Origin of the sequence: Polynucleobacter sp. IMCC30063 (assembly GCF_021395235.1) — a bacterium.
Classification (GTDB): Bacteria; Pseudomonadota; Gammaproteobacteria; order Burkholderiales; family Burkholderiaceae; genus Polynucleobacter.
In genome coordinates this window covers 282,057-293,758 of record NZ_JAJVCQ010000002.1, presented here as the reverse complement: position 1 = coordinate 293,758, position 11,702 = coordinate 282,057, and the positions used below count along the sequence as shown (strand labels likewise).

Below are 11,702 nucleotides of genomic sequence, written 5' to 3'. Positions count from 1 at the left end.
GCAAAATATGTCCTTCAATTCTGATCTCTGTTTCCTTCCGGCTACGCAACTAGCAATGCTCATGCGTACCAAAAAACTATCAGCCACACAAGTAATTCAAGCACACTTAGATCAAATTGAACGCTTCAATCCTACCCTAAATGCTATCGTTACCCTCACTGCAGATTCAGCCATGCAAGAGGCTCACAGGGCCGACTTACAAATCGCAACTGGCGCACCTATTGGGGTCTTACATGGCTTACCAGTGGCCCACAAAGATTTATTTCTCACTAAAGGGGTGAGAACCACCTTTGGCTCGCTAGCCTTCAAAGACTACGTACCAGAAGTAGATTCATTGCCAGTTGAACGGCTTAAAAAAGCTGGCGCTATTAGTTTAGGCAAAACTAATACGCCTGAGTTTGGGGCTGGTAGTCAAACTTTTAATGCTGTATTTGGCGCTACCCCAAACCCTTACGATTTGAGTAAAACCTGTGGTGGCTCTTCTGGTGGGGGTGCCGTTGCTTTAGCTACTGGCATGATTGCTTTAGCCGATGGCACCGATTTAGGTGGCTCGCTGCGCAATCCAGCCAATTTTTGCAATGTGGTGGGTTTACGCCCCTCAGTTGGTCGCGTGCCCAATTGGCCCGATCAGTTAGGCTGGTACACCATGAGTGTAGCGGGACCCATGGCCCGCAATGTGCCTGATTTAGCCTTAGCGATGTCAGCCATGGCGGGGCCTGATGATCGCTCACCGATTGCGCTTGAGGCCCCTGGCACTATTTTTAACCAGCCACTAAGCCGAGATTTCCGTGGCGTCAAAATCGCCTTTAGCGCAAACTTGGGTGGACTACCCGTCGAGCCTGCAGTCGCTACCGTTTTAGAAGCTTCACGCTCGGTCTTTGAGGCATTGGGCTGTGAAGTAGTCAACGCCGAACCCGATATTGCTGAAGCAGATGAGATCTTTATGTTGTGGCGCGCATGGCGTACTGAGCTGCGCATCACCCCTTTGATGGCAGAACATGGTAAAAAATTCAAAGATACGGTCATTTGGAATGCCGAACAAGGCATACCCATCACTGGGCCCCAGTTGGCTCGTGCTGAAGCTAAACGCACCGAGCTCTACCACCGCATGCGCGAATTTATGGCTCAATATGAGTTTTTAATCTTGCCCGTTAATCAAGTTCTGCCCTTTTCGCTTGATCTCGACTATCCACGCGAAATCAATGGGGTGCCGATGCAGACCTATATCGACTGGCAGAAATCACTCTATTTAATTAGCGCTTTAGGCAATCCGGCTATTTCAGTGCCGGGCGGGTTTACTGCTACTGGGCTGCCAGTAGGCGTCCAAATTGTCGGGCGCCACCGCGCCGACTTTGACGTTTTGCAATTAGCGTATGCTTTTGAACAAAGCACCCAATTTGGTCTAACACGACCTCCAATTTGCTTGTAATATAGAAAAAATAATCAGGAGACCATATGACATCCCTTAGCAAAATTGTTTTAACGGGTATTTGTACCTTTATTGTTTTAATCAATCCAGCTGCGGCAGCCGACTATCCCGAGCGACCAATTAAATGGGTCGTACCTTATCCCCCTGCTGGCACTACAGATGTCCTTGCTCGCATTATGGCTCAACCATTAACACAACTATTAGGACAAAGTGTTATTGTTGAAAATAAGCCTGGTGGCGGTAATAACATTGGCACTGAATTTGTCATTAAGTCGGCGCCCGATGGTTACACGATGTTGCTCGTCAATCCAGCTAATGGTATTAATGCCTCGCTTTACAAAAATCTGAATTACAACTTTATACGTGATATCGCTCCCGTAGCTGGCATTGTGCGTACCCCGAATGTAATGGTCATTCCACCCTCATTGCCCATTAAAACAGTGGCTGAATTTATTGCTTACTGCAAAGCTAATCCCGGCAAAGTCAATATGGCATCCTCGGGTAGTGGCACTTCAGTGCATTTATCAGGCGAACTATTTAAATCGATGACGGGTTGTAATATGTTGCATGTTCCCTATAAAGGCGCAGGCCCAGCTTTAGTAGACCTGATGGCTGGTCAAGTACAAGTCTTATTTGATAACTTGCCTTCATCTGCAGGCCATATTAAGTCTGGCAGTCTGCGTGCCTTAGCGGTTACCTCTGCGGCGCGTGACCCTTCTTTGCCCAATGTACCCACGATCGCAGAAACTGTTCCTGGCTATGAAGCTACTGCTTGGTTTGGCATTGGTATGCCAAAGGGTTCACCACGCGCTGCAATTGATCGAGTAAACGCCGAAGTAAATCGCATTTTGGCAGAACCAAAAATGCGAGAAAAACTTGCAGAGCTAGGTGGAGTACCCATTCCTGGTACGCCAGAAGATTTTGGCAAAATTATTGCAGCTGAAACTCAAAAATGGGAAAAGGTGGTGAAAGCCTCTGGTGCGTCAGTCGATTAGCCTATCAAAAATTCAGGCTAGAATCACGCATCCCTTCTCATTAAAGCTGCCCATGCCCGCCAAGCTATTTAAAATTCTATCCCTCTTCACGGTTGGGATTTTGCTCACTGCCTGCGCAAGCCATGAAATTGTCATTAGCTCGGATGAAGTTGCCTCGGTAGCAAAAGCGACTCAAATTAAAACTTCGACTACTGATCAAAGTGTGACTTATATTGGGCCAGAAATTTTTACTATCGGCGCAGATAATACTAGTGAGCAGTTTGGTTTAGTAGCTACTAAAAATTCACATGGGCATGTGACCTATCGCGCAGTGGGAAAACTCATTTACTTGAATGGAATGCGTGAATATCAATCGGCTCAAATCGTGAATGGCGCAACTGTGCCATTTAAATCGCTTAATCGAATGGCCGGCCCATGCGGTTCTATGGGTTGCGAATTTGGTGAGGAAATTTCAATCGAGCTTAGCGAAGACTTTTTGGTTCAAAAAAAGAAAACAGGCTTTGAAATTAATGTCAGCTCTAAAAAAGGTATTACTAATACCCTCTTCTTTTCCATCTCTTATCTGACGGGCTATATGAGCGTGTTGGGTAAATAATGGAAGCCCTTGATACAGAGAGGTATAGTGTATTTTAAAACTGATTAAAAATATTGAGGGCATATAAAAATGTATATGCGTTCCCCTCAATATGATCCGTTGGCATGTATTTTAAAGCTGATTTATTGGTTGAGAGGGGAGAAACAACTTGAATCATTTCAGCCGGAATTTTAATAGCCGTTTTAATTTTTGCCGCATATTTTCCCAATAAAACATCATAATTATTAGGACTTACTACGGAGTCTTGGTCGAGCGTAATGATAGATACACTCCGATTCGGTATGTTACTTAAATTTACATCTGCTGCTACTAGCGCAGCATTGAGTTTAGCGCCAATTGCAGTGCTGCCATTAGCAAGATCCTCCGAACTCAGTAAAGAGAAGGCGCTATTATGCGACGATATAAAAAGCATTAATTCATTTTCTATAAAGGTATAGTTACCCATAGTTTTGCCAAAGGCACTATTAAGCACTTGAGATGCAGGAGAGGTAGCACTCAATCTAAAAGATTGGGCCAAATTATATTTTGTCGCACCAAATTTGCATTTAGCTTGATCAGCTAGTAATGAATTACCACAAGTCAGAGCATAAAAGGCAGGATTAAATAAGCTGAAATCAGCATTCAGTGAATAGGTAGCAAAAGACAACATCGCATCAGCAAATAATGCGGGTTTAACTCCATTAGTTAGCCATTGATTTTGAATATTAAATAAGTTTGGAGACTTACTCACATCTGCAAATAAAAAACTTTTTGTTACATCGGATGTGCTGTATGCACCCTCGGCGCCAACCGAATGGGTTAAGGTATAGAAGGCGTCTAACACTTTTGGGTTATCGTTTATATAAGCATTGAACCACAGAGAATATGCCCCACCTTCAGAATAACCGATTGAAAATAATTTTAACTTATCGGTGGCAACATAACCGTATTGACTTTGAATGCTTTGCTTGACTGCGCTTAGCATATCAATTGCTGTTTTAGCAGTTGCTTGTGGATAGATAACATATGGGTGTACATCCCCATAATTAGCTCCCTGACCAATATAGTCGGGTAGCACCACAATATAACCTTGCGAGGTGAACACAGATAAAGCCAGTAAAGTGTTAGGACTTGAAATATTTGATCCAACATCTTGATTATCTAGTTGAGTCCCATGAAAATAGGTGATAACCCCCTTGATTTTCGACTTTTCAATTCCCGTTGGCATAGCCAACCCACCAGAAACTGTAAATGTTTGGTTGCCATTCGGTAGAGGTACAGTAGTGGCGTAATTTATAGAAGAAAAATTAACTCCTGTTACTCCTACGCTATTATTCAGAATTGGTTTTTTGTTTAAATCAAAATTTCCAGTTTCAGGTTGACTGGCAATATATGCAATATTTGCTTGGCACTGGGCCGATGTAAGACTGCCTCCTTGATCAAGCTGGCAAAAATTTGATTCATAAACTCGCTCGAGACACTCTACAGTAGGCGAAGAACCGCAAGTTGGTGCGGCGCTAGAATAGTACCCACCTAGGTTAGGTCCCGCTGGATACCCTGAATTATTATTTCCTATAGTATCTACTGCGGCGGCCATAGGAATGGCTGAGGCTGCATTATTTGCAGGTGTAGTACTTGATATGCTGCCTTCACCACCACAAGCGGACACGATAAATACTGTACTTAAAGAAACTAGGTACAAAGAAAGTTTTGTATTCATTCGCTACTCCGCATAAATATGTTAATTTATTACACGCCTAATAATAGTAACAAATATTTTACAGTAGATGATGCAAAATATGAAGGTCAAGTCTACTTATCGGGGCAGCTCGATAACAATAATACTGAATGCTGCCAAATAGCATTTAAAAATCATTTGGTGCCGACGGCGAGACTCGAACTCGCACAGCCTAAGCCACTACCCCCTCAAGATAGCGTGTCTACCAATTTCACCACGTCGGCATATTACAAAATGACTGAACATCTAAAATTTTACAACTTCCTGTCAAAATAGGAATTACTTTGGTACTACTGGCTTACCGACATCTTTAGCTGCGGCAGGCTCTGTTGCTGAAGCTGGTGCGGCAGCATTTTTTGCTGGGCTAGCTGAAGGTGCATTTGGCGCAACAGGCGCTACTGGCACTGGCACATCACCAGTCGCAGGTAGCGAAGACCCTGAGAGTACGCCAGGCACGGTAGTTTTTTTATTGCCCACCCAAGTAAGCCCCAAAGTACTTAAGAAAAATACGGTGGCAAAAATAGCAGTGGCATGTGAAAGAAAATTAGCCGAGCCACTAGCACCAAAGACACTACCTGAAGCGCCAGAGCCAAATGCAGCACCCATATCAGCACCCTTACCTTGCTGCAATAAAACTAAGCCAATTACGCTTAAGGCAGAAACTATCTGCAATACAGTTAATAGAGTTAAAAACCATTCCATACTCAATCTCCAATAAAATATTTACGCTCTGCAAATCGCAAGAAAATCGTGTGCTATTAACGAAGCGCCGCCCACTAAAGCGCCATCAATATCAGGCATGACAAATAATTCCGCAGCATTCTCAGGTTTAACACTACCACCATATAAAATAGCTATATGTGAAGCGACTTCTTCATTAAATTCAGCCAATTGGTAGCGAATAGCGCGGTGCATATCTTGAGCTACTTGGGCTGTAGCTACTTTACCGGTGCCTATAGCCCATACAGGCTCGTAAGCAATTAAAGAGTCGACCAAGCGATCTTGCAAAACTGCAACTTGACGTGCAATTTGTGAGCGCACCACTTCTTCTGCTCGACCTGAATTACGCTGATCGGCAGTTTCACCCACACAAATTATGGGAGTTAAGCCATGGTCTAAAGCAAGTAATGCTTTCTCGGCAATATGTTCATCAGTTTCGTGGTGTAACTCACGCCGCTCGGAATGGCCAACAATGACATAAGAACAGGCAAGCTCAGCTAACATGGGAGCAGATACTTCACCGGTATAGGGGCCATCAAGATGAGCTGATACGTCTTGTGCGCCTAAGCTGAGGGTGGCAATTCCGCCGGCGCGAATTAACTCTGCACATTGAGCTAAATAAGGAAATGGTGCACATACCGCATACCGTCGACCCGAAGGCATGCCTTGCTCCATTGTGCGACATACCTCTTGAAACCAAGTTTGATTACGGCTAAAGCTGCCGTGCATTTTCCAATTAGCAATAATAATGAGTGGGCGCATATGCTGAATTAAGCCGAGAGAATAATTTTGCCCACATGCTCGCTCGATTCCATTAAGCGATGCGCAGCGGCAGCGTCATTCATGCTGAAGGTTTTATAAATTACAGGCTTTAATTGACCAGCATTTAGTAAAGGCCAAATTTGTGAATACAAAGCTTGCGCAATTTGCTTTTTAAAAGCAACTGGTCTCGGTCGTAAAGTAGAGCCGGTAATCGTTAGGCGCCGCCGTAAAATTTGACCCGTATTGACTTCTGCCTTCGAGCCACCTTGAATTGCAATAATCACAATGCGGCCATCATCGGCCAAGCAATCAATTTCGCGCTGTACGTAGGCACCTGTAACCATATCTAAAATTACATTCACGCCTTTGTCATTAGTCGCTTTTTTAACTTCTACAACAAAATCTTGGGTTTTATAATTAATGGCAACATCGGCGCCTAACTTTATACAAGCAGCGCATTTTTCATCGCTACCTGCAGTAACTAAAACCCGATGACCTAGAGCCTTGGCAATTAATATCGCAGTAACCCCGATACCGCTAGACCCGCCCTGCACTAATAAAGTTTCGCCCTTAGCCAGCGCACCGCGCATGAAGACATTGCTCCATACGGTAAAAAAGGTTTCGGGTAAGGCTGCCGCTTCTAGGTCGCTAAAACCAATTGGATAAGGCAAACATTGCGCAATGGGAGCCAAACATAAATCAGCGTAACCACCGCCCTGCACCAAGGCACAGACTTTATCGCCTAACTTAAGGCCAAAAGTATTGTCGGCATGCGCTAAATCGCCACCGATAATCTCGCCAGCGACTTCAAGGCCGGGGATATCAGAGGCGCCAGCAGGAACGGGGTAATGACCCTTGCGTTGCAATACATCGGGGCGATTAATACCAGCAGCTAAAACCCGAATTAACACTTCGCCAGAACCCGCCGCTGGTACAGCAGGATCAGGACGAGTGCTTGAAACTAAGACTTCAGGCGCACCGTGTTCACGAATTTCAATCACGCGCATCGGTCATCTCCGTTCACAATCAGATCATTTGTCTAAGTAAAAACTCTTTTACTTAGACCGTTTCACCATTCGCAGGTGAACTTTCAGCAGATTCAGCAGTAGGCGAGCTACTAGCACCAGCCGCTAAGGGTGCAATTGTGCCACCCTCTTCAGCCATTGCTGCTTTTAATGACAGGCGTAAACGACCACGTTCATCGGCAGCCAATAGCTTCACTCGCACAATTTGACCTTCCTGCAAATAATCTTTGACTTCTTTCACGCGCTCATTAGCAATTTCGGAAATATGCAAAAGACCATCTTTGCCGGGCAGAATATTAATTAAGGCGCCAAATTCAAGCAACTTCACTACAGGGCCTTCATAAATCTTGCCTACCTCAGCTTCAGCGGTAATGCCCTCAATTCGGCTCTTTGCTTCAGCTAAGCCATCAGCGCTGGTAGAGGCAATGGTAACCGTACCATCATCTTCAATATTGATGCTGCAACCCGTTTCTTTAGTTAAGGCTTGAATGGTAGCGCCACCCTTACCGATTACTTCACGAATTTTATCGGGATGAATTTTGAAGGACACCATTCTGGGAGCATGCTCTGATAACTCAGTACGAACCGAACCCATCGCTTCTTGCATTTTGCTCAGAATATGTAGACGACCTTCTTTAGCTTGCGCTAAAGCCACTTGCATAATTTCCTTGGTAATGCCTTGTACTTTGATATCCATTTGCAAAGCGGTAATGCCATTTGCTGTGCCGGCTACCTTGAAGTCCATATCGCCTAAATGATCTTCATCACCCAAAATATCAGTTAAGACAGCAAATCGGTTGCCATCTAAAATGAGGCCCATTGCTACGCCAGCAACGTGTGCTTTAACAGGGACACCTGCATCCATTAAGGCTAAACAACCACCGCAGACTGAAGCCATCGATGAAGAACCATTTGATTCAGTAATTTCAGAAACAACTCGAATGCTATAAGCAAAATCTTCTGGGTTTGGTAACACAGGAATGAGTGCGCGCTTCGCTAAACGACCATGGCCAATTTCGCGACGCTTCGGGCTACCAACCCGACCGGTTTCACCAGTAGCGAATGGAGGCATGTTGTAGTGGAACATGAAACGATCACGGTGCTCGCCTTCAAGTGCATCGATAATTTGTTCGTCGCGTGCAGTGCCCAAGGTAGCAACTACCAAAGCCTGGGTTTCACCACGGGTAAAGAGCGCTGAACCATGGGTACGAGGCAAAACACCACTACGAATTTCAATTGGGCGAACAGTGCGAGTATCGCGCCCGTCAATCCGGGGTTCACCATTCAAAATCTGACTACGCACAATTTTGCCTTCAATCTCAAACAAAATATTACCCACAGCAACTTCATCTATATCACCGTCAAGCGCTAACTTAGCCAACACTTCTTTATTAATTTCTTTGAGCTTGGTTGAGCGCGCTTGTTTCTGGCGCATTTGATAGGCCTCACGTAAAGGCGCCTCAGCAAGGGCTGTCACCTTGGCAATTAAAGGCTCATCCTTCGGTGCGGCTTGCCAATCCCATTCGGGTTTACCAGCTTCGCGGACCATTTCTTGAATGGCGTTAATCGCAATTTGCATTTGATCGTGGCCATAAACGACTGCACCCAACATCACATCTTCTGGTAATTGTTGTGCTTCAGACTCAACCATTAACACTGCGGCCTGCGTACCAGCCACAATTAAATCGAGATCGCTGGTTGCTTGCTCAGCACGGGTTGGATTAAGTAAATACTGACCATCACGATAACCCACGCGGGCCGCACCAATGGGGCCATTAAACGGAATTCCTGAAATCGATAAAGCCGCTGATGCAGCAATTAAGGCAGGAATGTCTGAAGGAATGTCGGGGTTAATCGATAAAACATGAATGACCACTTGCACTTCGTTATAAAAACCTTCAGGAAATAGCGGGCGAATTGGGCGATCGATTAAACGCGAAATTAAGGTTTCGCCTTCTGATGGACGTCCTTCACGGCGGAAAAAGCCACCAGGAATTTTGCCTGCGGCATAGGTTTTTTCTAAATAATCAACCGTAAGAGGGAAAAAATCTTGCCCGGGTTTTGCTGATTTTGAAGCTACAACAGTGGCTAATACCACCGTATCGCCTATATCTACCATAACCGCACCGCCAGATTGACGCGCGATTTCACCCGTTTCCATTGTTACTTGCTGTTGGCCCCATTGAAAGGTCTTTACTACTTTATTAAACATGGTCATTTTTTCATTCTCCAAATTGTGCTTGTGCATTCCAAATGGATGCTAAAACAAGCTACTTAACGCTCGCCGAGGAAATGCAGCGCCTCGACTACGCTGGAGCAATTCGAGATTACAAGGGATGCCATTCCAGTGAGGCACTCAGCGCAGGGCAATGGGGGCTGAGAGACGCATTGGAATGACACGATCCCCTAAACAGGTAATCTAGAAGCACTCAAACTGCTACTAAATGCCAGCCAATTACTTACGGAGGCCTAACTTCTCAATCAACGCGCGATAACGATCCAGATCTTTGCCCTTGAGATAATCCAAGAGACGGCGACGACGCGAAACCATCTTCAACAAACCACGACGGCTGTGATGATCTTTGGCGTTTGCCTTGAAATGGGGTGTAAGGTCGTTGATACGAGCGGTTAATAAGGCCACTTGAACTTCAGGGCTACCCGTATCATTTGCGCTACGCGCGTTTTCTTTGACGATTTCCGCCGTTTGACTATGAACTACTGACATCGTATTACTCCTTACTTGCGAACACCCGAGCTTTCACCCTTTTAGTGTCGTGCGATTAAAAAAAGCTTTATAAATCAAAGCCATCGAATTGTAGCAGAATTCAAAATAGAGGGCAATCTGCTTGATATAAGGCAGCTTATGGGGTCATTTGGGCGTTTAACTTCACATGCCGTGGATCGTAAAGCTTGTTTAAGGCAGATAAATAGGCTTTAGCTGAAGCTGCAATGATGTCAGGATCGGTACCCACCCCATTCACAATACGTCCTCCTTTTGCCAAGCGCACAGTCACTTCACCCTGCGATTGGGTGCCAGAAGTAATCGCATTAACCGAGTACAAAAGCTGTTCAGCACCACTTTTAGCTAAAGTCTCAATTGCGTTTAAGCTCGCATCAACCGGCCCATTGCCTTCAGCCTCTGCACTGACGTCGGTATCACCCATGCGAAAACTCACTCGAGCCATTGGTCTTTCACCGGTTTTAGAGTGCTGGCTAATGCCAATAAAATGATAAAAATCGTGTTCTTCAGCATGAGCAGCCTCCGACATAATCGAAATAATGTCTTCGTCGAAGATTTCCGCTTTTTGATCTGCCAAGGTTTTAAAGCGCACAAATGCTTCATTAAAGTCGGCCTCCGACTCTAAAGTTAAGCCCAAATCATCTAAGCGTTGTTTAAATGCATTTCGACCAGATAACTTACCCAAGACTATTTTATTTGCTGACCAACCTACATCTTCAGCACGCATAATTTCATAGGTTTCGCGGGCTTTCAAAATACCATCTTGATGAATACCAGAGGCATGTGAAAACGCATTAGCTCCAACCACGGCTTTATTGGGCTGCACGACAAAGCCCGTAATGTGGGAAACCAATTTTGAAGCCGGCACAATTTGAGTGGCATCAATTGTTGAAACTAAATTGAAGTAGTCTTTACGGGTGCGCAAAGCCATCACAATTTCTTCCAATGAAGTATTACCAGCGCGCTCACCTAAACCATTAATCGTGCACTCTACTTGTCGAGCCCCTCCAATCTTCACCCCAGCCAAAGAATTAGCCACCGCCATACCTAAATCGTTATGGCAATGTACCGACCAAACCGCTTTATCCGAATTAGGCACGCGGGTACGCAAAGTTTTAATAAACTCGCCATATAACTCAGGAATGGCATAGCCAACAGTATCGGGAACATTAATGGTCGTTGCTCCAGCATCGATAACGGCTTCAAATACGCGACACAAAAAATCCATTTCTGAGCGATACCCGTCTTCAGCTGAAAATTCCACATCATTAGCTAAGTTACGTGCGAAGCGAACTGAGCGTATCGCTTGATCTAAGACTTGGTCGGGCGTCATCCGCAATTTCACTTCCATGTGCAATGGGCTAGTGGCAATAAAAGTATGAATCCGCTTTGAATTAGCGGCCTTTAATGCATCGGCAGCCCGCGTAATATCACGATCATTGGCACGCGCTAAAGAACAAACAGTGGAATCTTTCACGGCTGCAGCAACTGCCGAAATTGCGTCAAAATCACCTTCTGAGCTAGCCGCAAAGCCTGCTTCGATCACATCCACCTTAAGGCGCTCAAGTTGTCGCGCAATGCGGACTTTTTCGTCTTTAGTCATCGAGGCGCCAGGCGACTGCTCGCCATCGCGCAAGGTGGTATCAAAAATAATTAATTTGTCTGTCATGGTTACTCTCCAATAAATCGCTACTCATCGATCTGCACTGCATTACGCAA

The 11,702-nt window shown here is 45.1% G+C and carries 10 protein-coding genes and 1 tRNA gene; 3 read left to right on the top strand and 8 right to left on the bottom strand.

The genetic code is table 11. The features are described from left to right. The first annotated feature begins 7 nt into the window (after positions 1-7). The 3 genes from LZG75_RS06110 to LZG75_RS06100 are packed head-to-tail and all read left to right on the top strand — an operon-like array spanning position 8 to position 3,019. A complete protein-coding gene (locus LZG75_RS06110; RefSeq protein WP_233936239.1) occupies positions 8-1,429 on the top strand; it encodes an amidase in 1,422 nt (473 codons plus the stop codon). A 26-nt stretch (positions 1,430-1,455) separates the two neighbouring features. Continuing rightward, entirely contained in the window at positions 1,456-2,424 is a 969-nt protein-coding gene (locus LZG75_RS06105) for a tripartite tricarboxylate transporter substrate binding protein (protein WP_233936237.1), read from the top strand. 52 nt (positions 2,425-2,476) lie between these two features. Beyond that, complete coding sequence (locus tag LZG75_RS06100) at positions 2,477-3,019, top strand: hypothetical protein (protein WP_233936234.1); 543 nt, start codon at positions 2,477-2,479, stop codon at positions 3,017-3,019. 34 nt (positions 3,020-3,053) lie between these two features. Here LZG75_RS06100 and LZG75_RS06095 read toward each other — a convergent pair whose 3' ends face one another. From LZG75_RS06095 to LZG75_RS06060, 8 genes are all read right to left on the bottom strand, one after another. After that, positions 3,054-4,718, bottom strand: coding sequence for a prolyl oligopeptidase family serine peptidase (locus LZG75_RS06095; protein WP_233936226.1), 1,665 nt, complete (start codon positions 4,716-4,718; stop codon positions 3,054-3,056). A gap of 157 nt (positions 4,719-4,875) precedes the next feature. After that, a tRNA-Leu gene (locus tag LZG75_RS06090) sits at positions 4,876-4,960 on the bottom strand. A 55-nt stretch (positions 4,961-5,015) separates the two neighbouring features. Next, positions 5,016-5,438, bottom strand: a complete 423-nt coding sequence (gene secG, locus LZG75_RS06085; protein WP_233936223.1) for a preprotein translocase subunit SecG — start codon at positions 5,436-5,438, stop codon at positions 5,016-5,018. A gap of 21 nt (positions 5,439-5,459) precedes the next feature. Further along, complete coding sequence (tpiA, locus tag LZG75_RS06080; protein WP_233936221.1) at positions 5,460-6,218, bottom strand: triose-phosphate isomerase; 759 nt, start codon at positions 6,216-6,218, stop codon at positions 5,460-5,462. An 8-nt stretch (positions 6,219-6,226) separates the two neighbouring features. Further along, a complete protein-coding gene (locus LZG75_RS06075) occupies positions 6,227-7,225 on the bottom strand; it encodes an NAD(P)H-quinone oxidoreductase (protein WP_233936214.1) in 999 nt (332 codons plus the stop codon). A gap of 52 nt (positions 7,226-7,277) precedes the next feature. Next, positions 7,278-9,461 carry a polyribonucleotide nucleotidyltransferase gene (pnp, locus tag LZG75_RS06070; RefSeq protein WP_233936211.1) on the bottom strand — a complete coding sequence of 728 codons (2,184 nt, stop codon included), beginning with the start codon at positions 9,459-9,461 and terminating at the stop codon, positions 7,278-7,280. A gap of 237 nt (positions 9,462-9,698) precedes the next feature. Continuing rightward, complete coding sequence (rpsO, locus tag LZG75_RS06065; protein ID WP_233923981.1) at positions 9,699-9,968, bottom strand: 30S ribosomal protein S15; 270 nt, start codon at positions 9,966-9,968, stop codon at positions 9,699-9,701. A gap of 136 nt (positions 9,969-10,104) precedes the next feature. Further along, positions 10,105-11,652, bottom strand: a complete 1,548-nt coding sequence (locus tag LZG75_RS06060; RefSeq protein ID WP_233936208.1) for a 2-isopropylmalate synthase — start codon at positions 11,650-11,652, stop codon at positions 10,105-10,107. Between the last annotated feature and the right edge of the window lie 50 nt (positions 11,653-11,702).

Excerpts from the sequence above, each read along its gene's own strand:
- secG (WP_233936223.1), bottom strand. The coding sequence starts at position 5,438 with ATGGAATGGTTTTTAACTCTATTAACTGTATTGCAGATAGTTTCTGCC.
- LZG75_RS06105 (WP_233936237.1), top strand. The coding sequence starts at position 1,456 with ATGACATCCCTTAGCAAAATTGTTTTAACGGGTATTTGTACCTTTATT.
- LZG75_RS06110 (WP_233936239.1), top strand. The coding sequence starts at position 8 with ATGTCCTTCAATTCTGATCTCTGTTTCCTTCCGGCTACGCAACTAGCA.
- rpsO (WP_233923981.1), bottom strand. The coding sequence starts at position 9,968 with ATGTCAGTAGTTCATAGTCAAACGGCGGAAATCGTCAAAGAAAACGCG.
- LZG75_RS06075 (WP_233936214.1), bottom strand. The coding sequence starts at position 7,225 with ATGCGCGTGATTGAAATTCGTGAACACGGTGCGCCTGAAGTCTTAGTT.
- LZG75_RS06095 (WP_233936226.1), bottom strand. The coding sequence starts at position 4,718 with ATGAATACAAAACTTTCTTTGTACCTAGTTTCTTTAAGTACAGTATTT.
- tpiA (WP_233936221.1), bottom strand. The coding sequence starts at position 6,218 with ATGCGCCCACTCATTATTATTGCTAATTGGAAAATGCACGGCAGCTTT.
- LZG75_RS06100 (WP_233936234.1), top strand. The coding sequence starts at position 2,477 with ATGCCCGCCAAGCTATTTAAAATTCTATCCCTCTTCACGGTTGGGATT.
- LZG75_RS06060 (WP_233936208.1), bottom strand. The coding sequence starts at position 11,652 with ATGACAGACAAATTAATTATTTTTGATACCACCTTGCGCGATGGCGAG.
- pnp (WP_233936211.1), bottom strand. The coding sequence starts at position 9,461 with ATGACCATGTTTAATAAAGTAGTAAAGACCTTTCAATGGGGCCAACAG.